Here is a 20,414-nt window from a genome sequence, read left to right as displayed (position 1 = left end):
GCGACAATTCCGCTTCGGCAGATACAAAAAAACCCGGCTTAAAAGCCGGGTTTTTTCAGTCCGTAGACTTAAGCTTCGTCGGAAGCTTGCTTGGCTTCTTCAGCGGCAGCTGCATCGGCCTTAGCTTCCTTGATAGAAAGCTTGATACGTCCACGCTGGTCAACGTCGAGTACCTTAACCTTAATCTTCTCACCTTCACTCAGGTAATCAGTTACGGCATTTACGCGCTCTTCAGCGATCTGGGAGATATGCACCAGACCGTCTTTGCCCGGCAGGAAGTTAACGAACGCACCGAAGTCTACGATACGTACCACGGTACCTTCGTAGATAGCGCCAATCTCAGCTTCCGCAGTGATCTCCTCGATGCGGGTTACCGCCGCTTCCAGGCTCTCACCGTCTTCACCGAAGACTTTGATAGTGCCGTCATCTTCGATATCGATGGAGGCGCCGGTCTCTTCAGTGATGGAGCGGATAGTCGCACCGCCCTTACCGATCACGTCGCGGATCTTATCCGGATGGATCTTCAGGGTCGCGTAGCGCGGTGCGTTCTCATTCACGGTGGTACGGGAAGAGTCGATCACCTTGTTCATTTCCGCGAGGATATGCAGACGCGCGTGCAGAGCCTGCTCCAGAGCGGTCTCCATGATCTCTTCGGTAATACCTTCGATCTTGATGTCCATCTGTAGCGCGGTCACACCAGAGGCGGTACCCGCTACTTTGAAGTCCATATCGCCGAGGTGGTCCTCGTCACCGAGGATATCGGTCAGAACCGCGTAGCCTTCTTCTTCCTTCACCAGACCCATAGCGATACCGGCTACCGGTGCCTTCAGCGGAACACCCGCATCCATCAGCGCCAGGCTGGAACCACATACGGAAGCCATGGAGCTGGAACCGTTGGATTCAGTGATCTCGGAAACTACACGCACGGTGTAGGGGAAGCTATCCGGGCTCGGCAGAACTGCAGCGATACCGCGACGAGCGAGGCGGCCGTGACCGATTTCGCGACGACCGGTAGCACCTACACGACCCGCTTCACCTACAGAGTAGGGAGGGAAGTTGTAGTGCAGCATAAAGTAGTCTTTGCGCTCACCTTCCAGGGCGTCGATGATCTGTGCATCGCCAGTGGAACCGAGGGTAGCCACTACCAGAGCCTGGGTCTCACCACGGGTGAACAGCGCAGAGCCGTGGGACTTGGGCAGAGCGCCAACTTCCACAGCAATCGAACGTACAGTTTTGCTGTCGCGACCGTCGATACGGGGCTCGCCGCGAACGACAGCGCCGCGCACCAGCTTCTTCTCCAGCTTGCCGAAGTAGCTTTTTACCAGATCGGCGCTGATTTCTTCAGTAGCCAGGGCTTCAGCGGCTTCGCTGCGCAGTTCCGCCAGGCGGGTGCTGCGCTCTTGCTTGTTGGTGATGCGGTAGGCTTCGGCAACCTTTTCGCCAAACTGAGCGTCCAGGGCAGCTTTCAGCTCGGTGTTTTCCGCCGGAGCCTGCCAGTCCCACTGGGGCTTGCCCGCTTCCGCTTTCAGCTCTTCACAAACCTTGATAATGGCCTGCATTTCCTGGTGTGCGTAGAGTACGGCACCCAGCATGATGTCTTCCGGCAGCTCCTGGGCTTCGGACTCCACCATCAGTACGGCGTCTTTGGTACCGGCAACGACCATGTCCAGCTCGGAGGTCTTCAGAGCTTCGTAGCCCGGGTTCAGCAGGTAGCCGTCTTGCTGGGTGTAACCTACGCGCGCAGCACCGATTGGGCCTGCGAAAGGAATACCGGAAACAGACAGCGCTGCGGAAGTGCCGATCATGGCAGCGATATCCGGGTCCATGTCCTTCTCAGCGGAGAGAACAGTACACATCACCTGAACTTCGTTCATAAAGCCGTTCGGGAACAGCGGGCGGATCGGGCGATCGATCAGACGGGAAGTCAGGGTTTCTTTTTCAGACGGGCGGCCTTCACGCTTGAAGAAACCACCGGGAATTTTGCCAGCCGCGTAGGCTTTTTCTTGATAGTGCACGGACAACGGGAAGAAGCCCTGATCAGGCTTGGCTTCTTTAGCGCCGACAACAGTACACAGGACAACAGTCTCTCCCATGCTAACCAGGGCAGCACCGGTAGCCTGGCGCGCGATACGGCCGGTCTCGATGGTGACTTGGTGTTGTCCGTATTGGAAAGTTTTGCTTACTGGATTCACTAGTTTTTTTCCTATTTCCTTACGGTTACTGGCCCATTCCAGTAACCCCTACAGTGGTTGCCTGGATAGAAGTTCCAAACCTTCAATCCAGAGCGATACGGGGATGTACCGCTACCGACCCGGGTGGCCGGTGCAAACGCAGCACATCCGCCGGGATATTTGTCCCTGGGGTTGTGTTGCGAAACTGCCGAAAAGTGACAACAGCGCCACTTTTCAGCAAGCATTAAAGAAGAAAGCCCGCCAGAGGCGGGCATTCCAGGGTCTTAGCGACGCAGGCCGAGCTTAGCGATCAGCTGTGCGTAACGGTTCAGATCCTTGCGCTTCAGGTAGTCCAGCAGCTTGCGACGCTGGTTTACCATGCGGATCAGACCACGGCGAGAGTGGTGATCCTGCTTGTGCGCAGAGAAGTGACCCTGCAGTTTGTTGATGTTGGCAGTCAGCAGGGCTACCTGGACTTCCGGAGAACCGGTGTCGCCTTCAGATTGGCCGTGCTCTTTCAGGATTGCTGCTTTTTCTACTGCAGACAGTGCCATAACGATTAACCTCGTCGTAATATGCTTTAAAAGATTCGGCTGGCCCGTGCATATTTACAGACCAGCTACTCACTGTTGTGGACTTAGTCCACTGCAATACTCTCACATCAACCGCTATCGGCTCTCACCAATATAGCGTTTTCTGCTTAAGTACTACTTACCAGACGCCGAGGCGCTACACACCCGTCGTCAGTAATTTCTCCTACGCCCAGAAAATCGCCATTTTCCAGGAAGAGGCGCACCATATCACCTTCTTCACCGATACGGTAGACCTGCAAATCCATTACCGGCTGCCCCTGACGCACATAGTAACCAGACTCGTCCGGAAGGGTGAGTTTGGGCAGCGAGGAGGCAGGAGAATCCACCGATAACAGGTGGTGATCCAACTCCTCCGCCATTCCCTCACCGCGCTCTGCGGTGAGCTCATCCAGAGTCACTGAATCGGCCTCGACGTAGGGACCGGCTGCGCTGCGGTGCAACTCTTCCACATAGGCACCGACACCCAGGGCTTGACCCAGGTCTTCGGCAATACTGCGAATATAAGTGCCCTTGGAGCAGTGAACCTCAACTTCTGCACGGGGCTGGGCGCCCGGTGTAAAGCTCAGCAGTTCAAACTCAAAAATCTCTACTTCCCGCGCCTCGCGCTCCACTTCCAAGCCCTGGCGCGCCAACTTATACAGCGGCTGCCCCTTGTGCTTGAGGGCCGAGTACATAGACGGCACTTGCTTGATGGGACCGCGAAAGGCTTCCATCGCTTTCAGCACGGCTTCTTCGGTCAAATCGGAAGCATCTTTAGTCTCCAGCACATCGCCATCGGCATCGCCACTTGCAGTGGTCATGCCGAAAACAAAAGTACTGCGATAGCGTTTGTCCGCATCGAGCAGGTACTGGGAAAACTTGGTCGCTTCGCCGAAACAGATCGGCAACACGCCGGTTGCCAGGGGGTCCAGCGCTCCGGTGTGACCGGCGCGATTGGCGAAAAAGAGTCGTTTGGCTTTTTGCAGGGCGTCGTTGGCGGTAATCCCGGCGGGCTTGTTCAATAACAGCACGCCGTGAACCGGCCGGCCCCATTTTGGTCTGCGGCCCATGGATTAATCTTCGTTGGAGTCGCTATCGTCGTCTTGGTGTTTGCGATCTTCTTTAACCGCCTTGTCGATCAGGGCAGACAGCGCCTGGCCGCGCACCGAGGTCTCGTCGTAGCGGAAGTGCAAACGGGGAATAGTGCGAATCTGGATTGCACGCGCGAGCTGCGTACGCAAAAAGCCGGCGGCTTTGTTCAGCACTTCGATAGAGGTATTAATTTTGCTGCGATCATCCTCACCCACCAGGGTGACAAAAACTTTAGCAACGGTTAAGTCGCGGCTGACTTCAACATCGTTGACATTGATCATACCCAGGCGAGGATCGCGAATCTCGTGTTGGATCAGCTGGGCCAGCTCGCGGCGCATGGCGTCGGCGACGCGGTCTGCGCGATGAAATTCTCTTGCCATTGTTTACCTATTGAGAATGGCGGTTTAAAGACAGGAAAACCCGCACGGCTAGCGCCGCGCGGGTTTATCCTCGATCCGCTGCGGAACTCCTTAGAGTTCGCGAGCAACCTTAACGATATCGTAAACTTCGATCTGGTCACCGGACTTAACGTCGTTGTAGTCCTTAACCCCGATACCACACTCCATGCCGTTGCGCACATCCTGCACATCGTCTTTGAAGCGACGCAGGGATTCCAGTTCGCCCTGGTAGATCACAACGTTGTCGCGCAGTACGCGGATCGGCTTGTTGCGGTAGACGGTACCTTCGGTAACCATACAACCGGCAATGGCGCCAAATTTCGGTGAGCGGAATACATCGCGAACCTGGGCAATACCCACGATTTCTTCGCGTATTTCCGGATCAAGCATACCGGACAGCGCCTGCTTCACTTCGTCCAGCAGGTTGTAGATCACGCTGTAGTAACGAATCTCTACGCCTTCTGTCTCAGCAACCTTTCGGGCAGCCACATCAGCACGGGTGTTGAAGCCCAGTACGATAGCGCCGGAGGTCAGGGCCAGGTTGATATCGTTCTCGGCGATACCACCTACACCGCTGGACACGACGTTGACAGAAACTTCTTCGTTGCCGATATCCGCCAGTGCGCCCAGGATAGCTTCCAGGGAGCCGCGAACGTCCGCTTTGATCACAACCGGCAGTACTTTGCGCTCGCCGGCTTCCATGTTCGCAAACATGTTTTCCAGCTTGGCCGCCTGCTGGCGCTGCATGCGCTCGCGACGCTCTTTGTCACCGCGCTGCTCAGCCACTTCACGGGCTCTGCGCTCATCCGCAACCACCATGAACTCGTCACCGGCGTTGGGAGTAGTGTCCAGACCCAGCAGCTCAACCGGGGTTGAAGGGCCAGCTTCTTTAACCTGCTTGCCCAGCTCGTTGGTCATGGCGCGAACACGGCCGTAGCTCTGGCCTGCCAGTATGATATCGCCGCGCTTCAGCTCGCCGTTCTGTACCAACAGGGTGGCCACAACACCGCGACCTTTTTCCAGGCGGGATTCGATCACAACACCCGTTGCCGGTACCTTGACCTTGGCCTTCAGCTCCAACATCTCTGCTTGCAGGGAAATCGCTTCCAGCAGGTCATCGATGCCTTCACCGGTGTGTGCAGACACATTGATAAACTGGGTATCACCGCCCCAGTCTTCAGGAATTACATCTTTCGCAGCCAGCTCGTTTTTAACACGATCGGGATCGGCAGCTTCTTTGTCGCACTTGTTGATTGCAACAACCAGCGGCACACCGGCAGCGCGGGCGTGGTTCACAGCTTCTTCAGTCTGCGGCATCACACCGTCGTCAGCAGCCACTACCAGGATAACCACGTCAGTTGCCTGGGCGCCACGGGCGCGCATTGCGGTAAAGGCGGCGTGTCCCGGGGTATCCAGGAAAGCGATCTCGCCCTGGCTGGTTTTTACTCGGTAAGCACCGATGTGCTGGGTAATACCACCGGCCTCACCGGAAGCCACCTTGGTCTTACGGATGTAGTCCAGCAGGGAGGTTTTACCGTGGTCAACGTGACCCATAACGGTAACTACCGGTGCGCGGGACACCTCAGTGCCTTCACTGGCCTGGGTCTCGGCAACCAGCGCTTCCTCCAGCTCGCTCTCAGAGCGGAATACCACCTTGTGGCCCATCTCTTCGATGATCAGCTGTGCAGTTTCACGGTCCAGGCTCTGGTTGATAGTAACCATCTCGCCCATTTTCATCAGGCGCTTGATCAGGTCACCGGCTTTCACATTCATCTGTTTGGCCAGCTCGCCAACAGTGATGGTTTCGCCCAACTGTACTTCGTACACCTGTTTCTCCGTGGGCCTTTTAAAGCCGTGCGTAGGTTTAACCTTCAAGGTCGGACGAGACAGGGAGCGCGTGCTGCGCTTGGATGCTTCGTCTTCCTCAAATACTTCCAGCGCCTGTTCGTACAGAGCGGTTTTGCTGGATTTTTTCGGGCCGGACTTGGAGCGGCGACCGCGACGCTTGCGCGGCTCGTCCTCAGAGCGATCAGCTTCAGCGGGAGCAGTGGATGCTGCCTCCAGCTTGCGACGCAGAGCTGGCTTGACCTCAGAGGTCTTCTCAGCACTTTTTGCCGGTGCTGGCTTAGCCTTGGCTGCTTGTGCAGCCTGTGCAGCCTGTGCAGCTTTCTCTTTCTTTTCCTGGGCTGCGCGTCGGTCAGCTTCTACTTTAGCTTTCTTCTCTTCAAGTTCACGCTTTTCCTGCTCAGCCTGCTGCTTGCGACGCTCCATCGCGGCAATTCGCATTGCCTCGATATCGTCGGAGTAGCTTGAGCGGATTGGTGCGGCGGGCTCTGCCTTTTTCACTACGTTTTCCGCGGTCTTATCCTCTGATTTAGCCGCATCTTGATCGGCTTTTACTTCATTTTTTGCTTTCGCTTCGGCTTCAGCCTTGGCTTTCGCTTCTGCTTCGGCCTTGGCTTTCGCTTCTGCTTCAGCCTTGGCTTTCGCCTCGGCTTCGGCTTTGGCTAGCGCCTCTTCTTCCGCCGCTAGGCGTGCAGCTTCTGCCTCAGCTTCTGCGCGTGCGCGCTCGGCTTCGGCCTCCAGTCTTTCCTGCTCATTTTGCAGGGCATCGACTGCCGCTTCCTGCTCGGGGCTGCTCGATTCTTCGCCTGCTGCTACGGTTTCAAGCTCAGCTTGAGGGCGCTTCACATAAGTGCGCTTCTTGCGCACTTCCACATTCACAGTCTTGCGGCCGGTGCCAGAGCCAGTCTTCAGCGTGCTTGTGGTTTTGCGCTTCAAGGTGATCTTGCGCGGCGTCGCGCCCTGCTCCCCGTGACTGCTTTTCAGGAAGCTGAGCAAGACCTGCTTTTCCTCATCTGACACCACCGCATTTGCAGAGGTGTGAGGCAAACCCGCTTCTTTCATCTGCTTGAGCAGACGGTCTTCGGTGGCACCAACCGATTTGGCGAGTTCACTAACTGTTACTTCGGCCATTCTCTCTCCTAAAAGTCACTTGGTCGGAGGGGGTTATTTATACGTAAGTTATATGTCGCTGCACTTAAGCTTCTTCGCCGCTATCGTCGGCAAACCAGGGCTCACGCGCCTTCATAATCAGCGCAGCAGCACGCTCCTGGTCGAGACCTTCGATATCCAGCAGGTCATCGACAGCCTGCTCTGCCAGGTCTTCCATTGTGGCAATGCCACGGCTGGCCAGTTGGAATGCCAGCTGGCGCTCCATACCGTCCATATTCAAAAGATCTTCCTGAGGCTCGGACGCATCCAGCTTCTCTTCAGATGCCAGCGCTTGGGTCAACAGGGTGTCCTTGGCGCGGGCGCGCAGCTCTTCAGCGATATCCTCATCGAAGCCCTCAATCGTGAGCATCTCTTCAATGGGTACATATGCTACTTCTTCCAGAGAGGCAAAGCCCTCTTCAACCAGTACACCAGCCACATCTTCATCGATATCCAGGCGATCCATAAACACCTGCATGATCGAGCTGGACTCGGCTTCCTGCTTGCTCTGCCACTCGTCACTGCTCATGACATTGATCTGCCACTGGGTCAGCTCTGAGGCCAAGCGCACGTTCTGACCGCTGCGGCCGATAGCCATTGCGAGGTTTTCCTCTGCTACGGCTACGTCCATAGAACCGGTGTCTTCGTCGACTACGATGGATTCAATTTCTGCTGGCGCCATCGCATTGATAACGAACTGAGCGGGATTCTCGTCCCACAGAACGATATCTACGCGCTCACCAGACAGTTCGTTGGATACCGCCTGAACACGCGCGCCGCGCATGCCCACACAGGCACCCACCGGGTCGATGCGACCGTCGTTGGTATTTACAGCGATTTTTGCACGCAGACCGGGATCGCGGGCCGCGCCTTTAATTTCGATTACCTGCTCGGAAATTTCCGGCACTTCAATGCGGAACAATTCGACAATCATTTCCGGGCAGGAGCGGCTCAGCATCAGCTGGGGGCCGCGGGCTTCCGGTTGGATTTCCAACAGGATTGCGCGCACGCGATCGCCGAGTCGGAAAATTTCGCGACCAACCAGCTGATCGCGAGGCAGGCGCGCTTCGGCGTTATTACCCAGGTCTACAGCGATAAAGTCGCGGGTCACCTTCTTCACAGTGCCGCTAACCATTTCGCCGACGCGATCGCGGTACTCGTCTACAACTTTGGCACGCTCGGCTTCACGTACCTTTTGTACGATGACCTGCTTTGCGGTCTGTGCGGCGATGCGTCCAAATTCTACATTTTCCACCTGCTCGCGGAAAACGTCACCTGCTTTCAGGTCAGCATCTTTTTCGTGGGCTTCTTCCAGGGTGAACTGGGTACCCAACTCAGCCAAGACTTCATCACCGACCACTTCCCAGCTGCGGAAAGTCTCGTAATCGCCTGAACGACGATCAATGATAACCTCAATGGTTGAATCTTCGTCGTAGCGCTTCTTCGTGGCCGTTGCCAATGCCGCTTCGATGGCCTGGAAAATAATCTCCTGGTCAACGCCCTTCTCGTTGGATACCGCCTCGGCTACCAGCAAGATCTCTTTGTTCATGCAACTGTGCCTCAAAATCGCCTGAGCTCAGGCTCCTACAGGTTATTTGGTAAATTGGGGAATGATATTTGCTTTTTCGATACTGTCGATCGGTAAAAGGTATTCGTTTTCACTATCTACACGCAGAACCACTTCATCACCCTCTACACCGGCCAGCAGTCCGCGCCACTTACGCTGCCCATCCAGAGGCATACGCAGGCGAACTTCAATCTGGGCGCCGATAAAGCGCTCGTACTGGGCCAGCTTATAAAGAGGGCGGTCGAGCCCTGGGGAAGAGACTTCAAGTGTGTACTTACTACTGATGGGATCTTCCACATCCAGTACAGCACTGGATTGGCGGCTCACTTTCTCGCAATCCTCAACGGAAATACCGTTTTCGGAGTCGATATAAATGCGCAGCAGCGCGTTGCGACCGTGGGTTTGGTACTCAATACCCCACAACTCACACCCCAGCGATGCCACCACCGGCGCCAGAAGCTCTTCCAGCAATTCGCGTTTGCTCGCCATTCTCGTCACCACATACAAAAAATGGGCCTACGGCCCACTTCGAAAAATATCTGCAACTTTTCTTGCAGATACGAAAAAGCCCCTGACGGGGCTTTGACCGCACATTCGTGCAGTCAGTGTGCACGAATGCAAAATTTGGTAGCGGGGGCAGATATAATCTGGGACCTTCGCCCGGCCATGCCGCCAGAGGTAAAAGGGGAGCCCGATTCGTCGGGCATCGACCTAAGTACCACTGGTACCTGAATTTGGTAGCGGGGGCAGGATTTGAACCTACGACCTTCGGGTTATGAGCCCGACGAGCTACCAGGCTGCTCCACCCCGCAACAACGAAAGCGCAATCAAAGCTTCCCTAAGGAAAGTTGGTAGCGGGGGCAGGATTTGAACCTACGACCTTCGGGTTATGAGCCCGACGAGCTACCAGGCTGCTCCACCCCGCAACAACAAATGCGCAATCAAATATTTTACCCGAAGGTAAAATTGGTAGCGGGGGCAGGATTTGAACCTACGACCTTCGGGTTATGAGCCCGACGAGCTACCAGGCTGCTCCACCCCGCAACAACTCCAAGAAACAAAGCCTGGTTGATCTTTGTTTCCCTGCGGCGGGACCAGCCCAACCACTCAAGAGGCTGCGCATTCTATTGGTGCTGACCCGGTGAGTCAAGCCGTAATTGGCATTTGTTTTCACCGGGGGGTTAAAGCCGTCTCTACCATCTCGCAAATCAGTATAGAAAAGGAAGAAAATCCCGCAAGCAGGCCACTTCCATATACCGTCTTCTTTCTTGCACATGTACTTTTTATAAAAAGAACGAAGAGTAAAACTCTTTCAAGGCGCCTCTGAATAAGCTAGCGAGTTAACTGGTGCACTATTGCTTTTCGAATAGGAGGGAAGCGATCACTGACTCGCAACACCATTTTGCGCAGCAACTTGGCCGGCAGGCGATCGTCGGTAAACAAATCCACCACCCTATTAGTTCCAGAGTAAATCGGCTTGGATTCAACCCGGTGCAGCATCTGGTAACGGGCCAAGGCCCGAGTCAGCTTGGCCGGGTTATATAGACGGCTAACGCTATCCAGTTGACGGGCCAAAGTATCCGCACCGGCCAAGCCCAAATTAAATCCATGTGCGGTCACTGGATGCATCCCCACAGCGGCATCTCCCACCAAGGCAAAGCGCTCAGTGAAAAAGTGATGTGCATATACCGCAACCAATGGATAACAGTGGCGCTCACCAAAAGCTTCGACACCGCCGAGCTGGGACGCGCTTTCGCGGGATACGTGCCCGGCAAACTCTTCATTACCCATCGCCATAATCTGGGCAGAGAGACTGGCGGGAACAGTAACCACGGCCGATGAAATATTTGCCTTGGGCAAAGGCAACAGCGCCAGTGTCGAGCCGTAGCGGAAACACTCCCGGGCAATACCATCGTGGGGTAATTCGGTGCGTACAGGGCCGACAATCGCCACTCGGCCAAAGTCCCGCATATCGGCGCCAATGCCCGCCATGCGCCGCACTTCAGAAAAACGGCTGTCGGCTGCAACCACCAGGGAAGCGCGCACGCCCTCCCCCTCTGCCAACTCAAGATGACGCATGGCGCCACTCAATGTCATCCCGGTAACGGTCGAGTTATCGAGCAGCGTTATATTCTCAGTCTCCAAAACTGTCTCATATAAGATTCGCCGGATTGCAGAGTTGGAGACAATAAAACCCAGAGGCCCCCTCTCTCCCGGGCCAAAGTGGAGTGTCGAAGGGGAATTACCATCGACTACTTCGGCAGCATTTAGCGGGCTAATCTCTTCCGGGGATAACCTCTGCCAAGCCCCCAATTCTTGCAGCAACTTGTAGGATTTGTGTGTCAGGGCAATCTCGCGACCATCGTCAACGGGAGCGGACAGCGCCGACTTATCCTGGCGCTCAATAATTGCCACCTGACACCCTTTGCGGGCGAGCATCACCGCCAAGGAAAGTCCCGCCGGTCCAGCACCTACGATAGCTACATCGGACTCCGTCATTTTCACACCCTTGATTTGCACGCAACAAATACAAGTCACTCTAGAGACTCACATCCGGGATAAACTGATCCAGATCAGGTTAAAGCCAATCCCAAGCTGCTCTACAGAGGTATAAATTGGTGAACTTTAGGGGTATAAAATATCACGCCCGCCACCAGCACTTCCGAAAAAACTGGAGCACTATGGAGTTCAAATATGGAACTTGAAATTCATTTCATTAACGCCTTTACCGACAAAGTCTTTCACGGAAATTCAGCCGGAGTTGTTGTTACTGAGGATTGGCTGGATGAAAATTTAATGCAATCCATCGCCGCAGAAAATAATCTTTCCGAAACGGCTTTCCTGGTAAAACGCCCAGATACCAGTTATGGAATTCGTTGGTTTTCACCGTTAACGGAAATTGATTTTTGTGGTCATGCTACCCTGGCGTCAGCCCATGTTCTTTTTTCTCAAAACCCTCAATGCGAACAACTCCAGCTCCATGCGGCCGCAGTGGGCAAAATGACAATAAACCGAGGAGAAAATGGAATTATTTCCATGGACTTTCCACGAAGGGAGCCACAACCCGTAAATCGCATACCGCCGGAATTACTGGAGGGGCTTTCAATAACACCAAACCAGGTGCTACTTAACAACCAAGCTTACTTTGCCATCTACGATAGTGAGCGAGAAGTATTGGATGTACAACAGGATGCGAGCAGCCTGCGAAAGCTCGCCCCCTACGATGTGGTCGTCACGGCAAAATCCGATAAGTACGATTTTATCTCCCGATACTTCTGGCCATCCAATGGTGGCGCCGAAGATCCGGTGACCGGTTCTATTCACACAGGGCTCGCCCCTTACTGGTCACAAATCCTGGATAAGAAAGAGCTGGTTGCCTATCAAGCCTCCAAGCGCGGTGGCCTGCTGAATTGCACCATCGCCGGGGACAGGGTCATTATCTCAGGCAAAGCAGCACCCTATTTGAATGGAACCATACGGGTTTGATACCCCGAAAACCCGCCGAAACATCCAAAATAAATCACAATTTCCCCCAATTACGATAAGTACAACTAAACAGAGGAGCATTGAGCAATGGAACAAAAAGGATCGTGCCTATGTGGCACTATTAACTTCGAAATTGAAGGTGACTTTGGCGGCTTCTTTCTCTGCCACTGTAGTTACTGCCGCAAAGATACCGGTACAGCCCATGCAGCAAACCTATTCTTCGCATCAGCGAAACTTGAATGGCTATCCGGTGCAGAACAAGTCAAAACCTTTAAGCTGGCAGGGACGAGGCACAGCAAAAGCTTTTGCAATCAATGCGGTTCCGCAGTGCCACGAGAAGATCCTGAAGTTGGCCTCTTAGCGGTTCCCGCTGGGAGTCTGGATCGCCCAATAGATGTAAGGCCTAATGCCCATATCTTTATGGCCAGTAAAGCCGAGTGGGATCGGGAACTGGAATCAGTACCTAAAGTAGACAAACTACCCCAGGTGGCTAGTGCGGACTCTGAATAGACCTGTCAATGATGGCTTTACTCGACCACAGTTGCTGCGATGATAAGGTTTCTCGCAGCAACTGAAGGTCACATAGAGAGAATTAGCCGGGATGACCGTCAACGCGCGGCTGGAAAAGCACCGGGGTGTAATACAGTAAGAAAAGCGTGTAACCGACTACCCAGGCAATAATTGCTGCGAGCAAACCACTCGGGGCGGGTGCCCAAAACACACGTGCGAGAGCAGATAACGCCAGAGCCATAAAAGCCAGGGGCATCAAGCGCGGCGCCTTCAATATCCGACCTGTGTGGCCGAGACTGACGCGACTGGTCATAGACAAGATCAATCCGCCGATACCGCCAACGGCAAATGCGTGTAAAGCGGGACTCTGCCAGGAAGGGGCAATTTGGCTCCAGGCCAGAGCCGCGAGAAAACACCCCAAAATAACCAACCAGTAGCTCACATGCAGAGACCAAACCATCGGTTCTGCCCATATTTTTGTCGGGTGCCAGCGCACTACCCGGATCACCTGCAAAATACCCAGAGAGACCGCAAAAAAGGCCCAAACCATTTGCGGCAAACCAACAGCTACCGACAGTAACAAGCCCACCGCAGCAATATGGGTACCCCACTCTACAGCCGGTATCTTATCCCTTGGGCTCAAGTGAAAGCGGCGCGCCGTAAAGAAGGGTATAACCCGCCCGCCGATTATCAGAATAATCGCCGTCACCAACAGCAAAGCCAGTAAGGCGATTCGACTCTGTGCCCCTGGCAGCAGCCAGTGGCTAGCGGACAATGCGGCAAACATCAGCATCGCAGGCAATACAAACATATTTCGCCACTGCTTGGTTCGCAACACCCTGGCTCCGAGCAAGAACGCTGAGAACAGGAAAAAGGACACTTCAGCAATCACCGGCATCCAAATAGGAACCGCCGCCAACAGATAGCCCAAACGGGCTAAGAGCCACAAGCCGACCAAAGCAATAAGCTGAGTGCCCTTTGGCGAGGGGATACCAGTCCAGGTTTGCATAGCCGTACCCAGAAAACCCACAACAACGGTAGCCGCGAACCCAAACAGCATCTCATGGGAGTGCCAGACTACCCCCATACGAAAAGCCGGCATCTGCCAACCGGATAACTGCCCCTGCCAGATAACCAGGGCAACCATACTCCACAGAGCAGCTCCCCAGAAAAAAGGTCGAAACGGCATACGCCAAATAGGTGCAATAGACTCCGCGCGCGCGCGGTCAACGATAGGTATCAAAATCCATTCTCCTTACCAACTACGGGAACACCAGGCTCCCTACACAAATAATTCGCAGTACAAGACCACCCCGACAGGCCTGCTTTGCTTGGAGAATCAAAGGCGTCCTATAAAAAGCAGGACACAGGGGTTTATCTGTCCGGCGGCGCCGCAACCTAAGCGAAAGCGCCGACTTTTCAGTCATCCGCATCAGTGCGGGATATCGCCCGAGATTCCATTTCCAGGGATTGGGAAAGAACCCTATTCTCACTCAATTAACAAAAATAGTTAACAAAAAAATGAGCAGTCTGTGAATTAATCTAACTGGGGTGAAGAATCTTTTTCTGTGTAGCTAACCTAAAAAAACCACACGTTTTATAGGGTTATTTCTATTTTCAGGAAAAACTGGGCAAAGGTGAAGTGGACTTGAAGTATCTCACAAGTTTACTCAGATTGGGAAGCACTTCCATTTACAGAAATATACACGGAGCCACCAATAAACAAACACTCAACCAGGAATAAAGCTTGAACCCATTTCCCTAGTAATTCAGTGCTTATCTCTCATATACAAACCATTAAGTTTTCACCATAATTTTATATGGCAATCATCACACCGTGCCCAGTGCCGGTAAGATACAGCCTAAGTTAGAGATTTACGCCAGCCTGTGCAGTGGAGGAATTATGCCCATACCAGGCCATCTTATCGCGGCATCAACCTTACTATTCTGCTGCCAGGCCCTCGCAACCAACACTTATATCCTGTCACAACAGGGCATTGGCAATCGGGCTATAGGGGACCAAAGCGACCCAACCATCATTAACAATCTCATCATGCAAACACAAGATGGTGAATTTAATAATGTGGTGGCTCAGCAATCCAACGGCAATACTGAAGGATCTATTATCCAGTTGCAGAGAGGCGTATCAAACGAGCTAATGTCAGTCCAATCCAGCAGCCTGGGTAGCACGACATCAGTCTCCCAGCTTAATGTTCTCAACAAGGCCGAAACCTCACAGACAAGTACACTGTTTAGCACTATAAGCATCAGTCAGGAACAATCCCTAAATCATATTACCAGCATACAAAACCTTTCCACTGGTACAACTGCTAACATCTCGCAGATAGGAACCCTAAATTTTTCAGAATCTATCCAAGATGGTGTTGCTCTTAGTGATGTCTCTATTAGCCAGTTAGGTAATTTTAATAGAGCTGAGATTATCGATAAAGAAAGTGGCATAGCAAACTCTGCCAGTATTATCCAAAGTGGAAGCCAGAATATTGATACTAGAATTACCCTGATACAGTCTCTGGGAACCAATAATCAAATTCAGCAATTTGGCAATAACAACACTGCCCGGATAACAAATATTAACGGCGCCTTTAATACCAACTCAATAGTACAACTGACAGATTCCAGTGCTACTAGCATCCAAACAAGCAACTCTATTCAGGGATTTAACAGTTCCATCCAGCAAGGACAGAGTAATCGCGCTTCTATCATTGTTAATCTTGCTCTAAATAATCAGGCCTTTACATCTCAAAGCGGAACAAACAACGGGTCCACAATCAACCAGATAAACATCAATAATTTTTCCGAGATAACACAAACAGGAACAAGCAATAGCGCCACGTCAATACAACTCGCTATTGAAGGGGCTAGTAGTGTTGTCACACAAAGTGGATCGGATAATAGCGCTGATATTAGTCAAAGTGGATCAGTCTCTGAGGCAGCTATAGACCAGGAATTTGATCAAAACACATTAATAGCCATTCAAGATGGCTTTAGTGCAAGACTACAGTTGCTGCAACAAGGTCTACAGAATCAAGTAAGTTCAACGCAGTCTGGTTATATTGATGATGCGGACATCATTCAATTGGGTGAGCTAAACACTATCAATCTCACTCAAACCGGCAGCTTTAATAGTGCAGAGCTACTACAACTTGGTACAGACAACTTTCTCCAGGTAATTCAATTGAGTTTTGGTGCTACTATCTCCATTTCACAGATTGGCAGTAACAATTCTGCGATATACATACAGTAGAGAAAGAGGCTAAGAAAAACCATATTATTTATTGCTCAGATTTTTTCTTTCTGGGAAACATCCCCTTTCACAAACAGCAAACTTACAATCAGTGCTGCAGCAGCCAAACACGCATTAACAGTAAATGCCCGATCAATACCTTCCGATAATTCGGGAGCCATGGCTACAACTGTTGTATTCATCGCCAATCCAATAGCACCGCCAATAATTTGGAACATATAAATTAAAGCCGCCGCCAAGCTTGCCCTGGCTGGCCCCAGTACTGTAACAGCGGTCGTCGTTATCGTAGGAAAATATAGACCCAAGCCTACCCCGAGAGAAAGCATGCCTGGCACCAAGTGCAGATAGCGATCATGGACTATCAATCCAGAAAGCAAGAACATTCCCAATCCTAAAAATAGAGCAGCGGCAGCCAAAATTAACCGTGCTCCCAAAGATTCGTACAGCCAACCCGCGATATAGGACACTACCGCATAGGTAATCATCACCGGCAATAACCCTGCGCCGGACCAAACGGCAGAAAAACTCAGCTCCTTAATCAGAAACTGCGGGATATAAAGCAACATAGATACGAAAGTGACAGACAGAAGCAGGGTCACTACACCGATAGCAAAAAAACGCCAGTTGCTAGCGACATCAGAGGGAATAAGTGGGTCCGACTGGGTATGAGGCTCCACCCAGGCAAACACTAGGAAAAACATCACCGAAGCGCTGAAAAGTCCTATTACCAGAGGGCTTCTAAATCCCACATCAATAACAAAATCCAAGGACAGCATTAATGCCAGTAAGCTGATAGATAGAGAGACCATGCCCCAATAGTCAACCTTTTCCTTGCTCTCTGCGGGCTTATCATCCTCAATTACCTTCCAGCCCACCAACATTGCCGCCAGCGCAATGGGGAAATTAATAAAAAAAATCCAGCGCCAACTGACAAACTCTGTAAAGAAACCTCCCAATAATGGCCCTATAGAATTGGCAAAACCACATACCGTCATTATCAAGCCGCCAGCCTGCCCCGCCCTATCATCAGGCATTATTTGGTAAGTCATGCCGAGTACAGCGGGCCACATAAGGGCGCCACCAACCCCCATTAATGCCCGACTCCCCAGCAACATCCATTCATTAACGGCCAGACCACCCAAAACTGAGAAAAAGACGAAGATTGAGGTTCCAACAAAAAATAGCCGGCGCCGACCAAACATATCCGCCAAGCGCCCGCCAGTAACTATAAAAATCCCGAACACCAATGCATAACCGTTAATCACCCACTGAAGAGTGGAGATATCTGCGTTAAAGTGTTTTTCCATTGCAGGGATAGCGACTGAGAAGGCCGTAAAATCATTGGCCACCAAAAAGACTGCCAACGACAATGCTGTTAAGCCAATAATCTGTGATCGCGATAGCGGGGTCTTTGAGGCTGCCATAAATGCCAAACTTTACACTTTGCAAATTATGCAATGGATATAAAAGCTTGGACCAACAGGAGCCCGGTTGCAGTACTAATCAGCGTATAGCTCTAAAGGGAGACGTACTAGCTAGGGGGTCATATAAACTTTATTACTAGAATCTCAGTGCTTTTTTCCTATACCCTGGCCAGCACTTATCCACAATACTCTGTTTAGGTCCCAGCTCAGGCATAGACAAGCATTAATGCCAACAACAATGGCATGATGTCAGTGCAAGTCCGTAGTCTCACTTCCCTTCATCCCATGTTAAGCAGGTCGAATCAATCTAGAAGCAGTTCTTGGTAGCAGAAGTATTTAAAGCTATCAGTCGATGATCAATCAGGGTTGATCGACTAGCTTGAGCGGGACCTTCTACTTCCACTCTCATTAACTACAAGTCAAGGGTTACAGGATTTTCCCATGAAGGCGCTACAGTAGTTGATAGCAAGTCTAATATCACTCAAACTAGAAACTTTACTGCCATAGAATCACTACAGACTGGATCAGATCATAGCACCAGTATACTCCTGCAAGTTAACTCGGGCCCTATAATAGCTGAACGAGCCGACTCCAATTAAAACCCTTTGGTACTATAAGATGCAAAATTAACTAGGTTGATGTATTCCAAACTGGCATCTCAGAAGTTTCTACAATTAATCAGACGAGAACTTTTAGTGGAATAGATCTGATTTAAAGTGGCCAAGCGGATAGCACCATTTTGACCCAAAATGGAAATAACAAGTCTTTAGCGACTATCCAGGTAAGGTTTAACGATAGCATCACCACCACCCAGTTTGGCAACAATAATACTATGATTTCTATGCAGTAAAGCTATGTATCAATCTCATGAAATCTACCATCCTGCCCTACTCCCACTTCCGAAAACCCTAAAAATAATAAAAATTATCCGACTTTATTCCCAGTATCTCAGTGCTTTTATCTCATTTCCCTAAGGATTCTCCTTGCCAATACTTTTTCAAGGCTTCAATGCCTGAAACGCTTTGGGTTTCAACTTTTGGGGGATCTTATCAAACGGATTACAGAGGAGAAAAATCTATGACAAATGGTGGGCACTTATGCTCACCAGAAATTTGAAATCATTGAGTCTTTTTTTGAAAGCCGCCAATGATCATAGCCCCGGCATATCCAAGTACTAATGCCAATGACAATGGCTTGGAGCCAGTGCAAGTAAGCAGTCTCACTACTTCACTCACCATTTAGGGCCGATCAAATCACCCCCCAATACCCAGCGGACGGTAGAGGCGGAATGTAGTCTCCGTTCGTTTACACCGGGATTGGATACAGATTTCACCTGTGTTGTACAGGAAGTACTGTGGGCGCAGTCAATGCCCCATAACGAGTTCAAGTAAAGGAGTTACTTGTGAAGATTTTACCTATAGCCGTTACCGCTCTATCCCTTGCCATTAGTGGGCTCGTTCATGCTGACGACAATGAGTATATCCTCTATCAGGATGGTACAGGCAATACGGCCTCTGGAGACCAAAGCGACCCCACTATATTTAACAACCTAATCGAACAGACTCAAATCGGGGATAATAATTCTGTAGATGCAACACAATCCAACGGCAACACCAATGGTGTAATTACTCAGTATCAGGAGGGTGACTCTAACGGTTCTATCGCGCTTCAGGATGGAACCACTGACACTACCTTAGTAATTACCCTGATTGGCGATACGAATGACGTTTCCCCCCTTCAACAGAATACAAGCAATACGACGCAGGAATATACCGTTACAGGTAATGACAACCTCGGAGGATCGGGGCAAATATCAACCTCCAATGGTGTAATGATATTCACCGTTAATGGGAATAATAATATATTTGGATCAGGTCAAACAAACTCAGATTCAGTATCATTCAATGCCGAAATAAATGGTGATAACAACATCGCATCCACAAACCAGACTGACAGCTTCAACACAACCATAGTCATTCAGCAAACTGGAGACTTTAATGCATTTTCCGGTAACGATATTGATAGCTCGAATAACAGCATATCCGCTATACAGTCTGGCAGTTCAAATAACGTAGGATTTAACCATACTCCCAGCTTTAACCAGATGGATCTCATGGAGCAGTATGGGGACGATAACTCTGCCGGCGCCACTACAAATACTGGCAGCGATATTACCAATTATATATTGCAGTCTGGTGATCAAAATGATGCATTTATACTGATCTCTGACTCTGCCAATCTGAACTCAATCATTATTCAACAGGGTGACAACAATAATGCTTTCACTAATGCAGATCTCGCATTTGACAGTATTTCAAGTGTTTCCCAGACAGGTGAGAGTAACGAATCTTTCTTATTTCAGTCCGGCTCATCACATAGTGCCGATATAATTCAGAACGATACTATGAATATGATCGACGCCGAGCAAACAGGATTCGAGGCTGACCTCTACGCCTATCAGGATGGTGAACAAAACCTGATCACCTCTTTACAGGATGGCGATAGCGAAATGGCATCGCTCAACCAAGTGGGTACCCTCAATGAAATAGACCTTATCCAAAGCGGACAACAGGACGCTGCCACCCTATCTCAGGATGGTAACAATAACTTCCTAATGGTGACCCAAACCGGCTTTAGCGATAGTATTAGCGTTACCCAGTTGGGTGACAATAATAGTGCTACTTTTACACAGTAACTAGTTAATGGAAGCCCATATACTTATATATGGGCTCCTCGTTACCGTCCATATTCTATCCACTACCAAACATCAATATTACTCTGTAATGAAAGTACTATGTAAAGCAGACTTTTTTACTAGCATCTCAGTGCTTTTATCTCATACCAATCATCTTATTTATTAATAATACTAAAAGCGATACCGAAAGTAGGAGTCATTCATCACTTCACTATAGCTTGACCGACCAACAAACCAAAT

Annotated in this window: 14 protein-coding genes and 3 tRNA genes; 4 read left to right on the top strand and 13 right to left on the bottom strand. The window is 51.0% G+C overall.

The genetic code is table 11. The annotated features are described in order from the left end of the window. Positions 1–68 precede the first annotated feature (68 nt). The 11 genes from pnp to ubiM form a co-directional block, all read right to left on the bottom strand. On the bottom strand, positions 69–2,192 hold the full coding sequence (gene pnp, locus ACJJIW_RS10590) for a polyribonucleotide nucleotidyltransferase (RefSeq protein ID WP_444911446.1): 2,124 nt from the start codon (positions 2,190–2,192) through the stop codon (positions 69–71). 263 nt (positions 2,193–2,455) lie between these two features. Beyond that, entirely contained in the window at positions 2,456–2,725 is a 270-nt protein-coding gene (gene rpsO, locus ACJJIW_RS10585) for a 30S ribosomal protein S15 (RefSeq protein WP_252083174.1), read from the bottom strand. Positions 2,726–2,871: 146 nt separating this feature from the next. Continuing rightward, positions 2,872–3,813, bottom strand: a complete 942-nt coding sequence (gene truB, locus ACJJIW_RS10580) for a tRNA pseudouridine(55) synthase TruB (protein ID WP_444937299.1) — start codon at positions 3,811–3,813, stop codon at positions 2,872–2,874. 3 nt (positions 3,814–3,816) lie between these two features. Then, positions 3,817–4,215 carry a 30S ribosome-binding factor RbfA gene (gene rbfA, locus ACJJIW_RS10575; RefSeq protein WP_108734361.1) on the bottom strand — a complete coding sequence of 133 codons (399 nt, stop codon included), beginning with the start codon at positions 4,213–4,215 and terminating at the stop codon, positions 3,817–3,819. 90 nt (positions 4,216–4,305) lie between these two features. Further along, positions 4,306–7,209 (bottom strand): translation initiation factor IF-2, encoded by a 2,904-nt coding sequence (gene infB, locus ACJJIW_RS10570; RefSeq protein WP_444937298.1) that lies wholly within the window; start codon positions 7,207–7,209, stop codon positions 4,306–4,308. Between the two features lie 64 nt (positions 7,210–7,273). Continuing rightward, on the bottom strand, positions 7,274–8,776 hold the full coding sequence (nusA, locus tag ACJJIW_RS10565) for a transcription termination factor NusA (RefSeq protein ID WP_282931408.1): 1,503 nt from the start codon (positions 8,774–8,776) through the stop codon (positions 7,274–7,276). Positions 8,777–8,818: 42 nt separating this feature from the next. After that, positions 8,819–9,283, bottom strand: coding sequence for a ribosome maturation factor RimP (gene rimP, locus ACJJIW_RS10560; protein ID WP_108734364.1), 465 nt, complete (start codon positions 9,281–9,283; stop codon positions 8,819–8,821). Positions 9,284–9,529: 246 nt separating this feature from the next. Then, a tRNA-Met gene (locus tag ACJJIW_RS10555) sits at positions 9,530–9,606 on the bottom strand. 37 nt (positions 9,607–9,643) lie between these two features. Further along, positions 9,644–9,720: transfer RNA gene (locus ACJJIW_RS10550), tRNA-Met, on the bottom strand. A 41-nt stretch (positions 9,721–9,761) separates the two neighbouring features. Continuing rightward, a tRNA-Met gene (locus tag ACJJIW_RS10545) sits at positions 9,762–9,838 on the bottom strand. A 288-nt stretch (positions 9,839–10,126) separates the two neighbouring features. Then, positions 10,127–11,293, bottom strand: coding sequence for a 5-demethoxyubiquinol-8 5-hydroxylase UbiM (gene ubiM / locus ACJJIW_RS10540; protein WP_444937297.1), 1,167 nt, complete (start codon positions 11,291–11,293; stop codon positions 10,127–10,129). Positions 11,294–11,488: 195 nt separating this feature from the next. On the opposite strand from ubiM, the gene ACJJIW_RS10535 reads away from it, so the two are divergent. Both ACJJIW_RS10535 and ACJJIW_RS10530 read left to right on the top strand, forming a co-directional pair. Further along, positions 11,489–12,280 carry a PhzF family protein gene (locus ACJJIW_RS10535; protein ID WP_444937296.1) on the top strand — a complete coding sequence of 264 codons (792 nt, stop codon included), beginning with the start codon at positions 11,489–11,491 and terminating at the stop codon, positions 12,278–12,280. Positions 12,281–12,367: 87 nt separating this feature from the next. After that, on the top strand, positions 12,368–12,790 hold the full coding sequence (locus ACJJIW_RS10530; RefSeq protein WP_444891932.1) for a GFA family protein: 423 nt from the start codon (positions 12,368–12,370) through the stop codon (positions 12,788–12,790). A gap of 82 nt (positions 12,791–12,872) precedes the next feature. On the opposite strand, the gene ACJJIW_RS10525 is transcribed toward ACJJIW_RS10530, so the two are convergent. Further along, complete coding sequence (locus ACJJIW_RS10525) at positions 12,873–14,033, bottom strand: NnrS family protein (RefSeq protein ID WP_444891933.1); 1,161 nt, start codon at positions 14,031–14,033, stop codon at positions 12,873–12,875. An 810-nt stretch (positions 14,034–14,843) separates the two neighbouring features. Here ACJJIW_RS10525 and ACJJIW_RS10520 point away from each other — a divergent pair. After that, complete coding sequence (locus tag ACJJIW_RS10520) at positions 14,844–16,055, top strand: hypothetical protein (protein WP_444937295.1); 1,212 nt, start codon at positions 14,844–14,846, stop codon at positions 16,053–16,055. Between the two features lie 35 nt (positions 16,056–16,090). Here ACJJIW_RS10520 and ACJJIW_RS10515 read toward each other — a convergent pair whose 3' ends face one another. Next, positions 16,091–17,479: an MFS transporter gene (locus ACJJIW_RS10515; RefSeq protein WP_444891934.1), complete on the bottom strand. Its 1,389-nt coding sequence runs from the start codon at positions 17,477–17,479 to the stop codon at positions 16,091–16,093. A gap of 1,402 nt (positions 17,480–18,881) precedes the next feature. On the opposite strand from ACJJIW_RS10515, the gene ACJJIW_RS10510 reads away from it, so the two are divergent. Continuing rightward, positions 18,882–20,174 carry a hypothetical protein gene (locus tag ACJJIW_RS10510; protein ID WP_444937294.1) on the top strand — a complete coding sequence of 431 codons (1,293 nt, stop codon included), beginning with the start codon at positions 18,882–18,884 and terminating at the stop codon, positions 20,172–20,174. Positions 20,175–20,414: the final 240 nt, after the last annotated feature.

The organism is Microbulbifer maximicatervae (SeqCode) (assembly GCF_052467815.1).
This window is presented reverse-complemented; position numbering and strand designations above follow the sequence as displayed.

Coding starts and splice junctions, on each gene's coding strand:
- rpsO (WP_252083174.1), bottom strand. CDS start 2,725: ATGGCACTGTCTGCAGTAGAAAAAGCAGCAATCCTGAAAGAGCACGGC.
- truB (WP_444937299.1), bottom strand. CDS start 3,813: ATGGGCCGCAGACCAAAATGGGGCCGGCCGGTTCACGGCGTGCTGTTA.
- rbfA (WP_108734361.1), bottom strand. CDS start 4,215: ATGGCAAGAGAATTTCATCGCGCAGACCGCGTCGCCGACGCCATGCGC.
- infB (WP_444937298.1), bottom strand. CDS start 7,209: ATGGCCGAAGTAACAGTTAGTGAACTCGCCAAATCGGTTGGTGCCACC.
- nusA (WP_282931408.1), bottom strand. CDS start 8,776: ATGAACAAAGAGATCTTGCTGGTAGCCGAGGCGGTATCCAACGAGAAG.
- rimP (WP_108734364.1), bottom strand. CDS start 9,283: ATGGCGAGCAAACGCGAATTGCTGGAAGAGCTTCTGGCGCCGGTGGTG.
- ubiM (WP_444937297.1), bottom strand. CDS start 11,293: ATGACGGAGTCCGATGTAGCTATCGTAGGTGCTGGACCGGCGGGACTT.
- ACJJIW_RS10535 (WP_444937296.1), top strand. CDS start 11,489: ATGGAACTTGAAATTCATTTCATTAACGCCTTTACCGACAAAGTCTTT.
- ACJJIW_RS10530 (WP_444891932.1), top strand. CDS start 12,368: ATGGAACAAAAAGGATCGTGCCTATGTGGCACTATTAACTTCGAAATT.
- ACJJIW_RS10520 (WP_444937295.1), top strand. CDS start 14,844: ATGCAAACACAAGATGGTGAATTTAATAATGTGGTGGCTCAGCAATCC.
- ACJJIW_RS10515 (WP_444891934.1), bottom strand. CDS start 17,479: ATGGCAGCCTCAAAGACCCCGCTATCGCGATCACAGATTATTGGCTTA.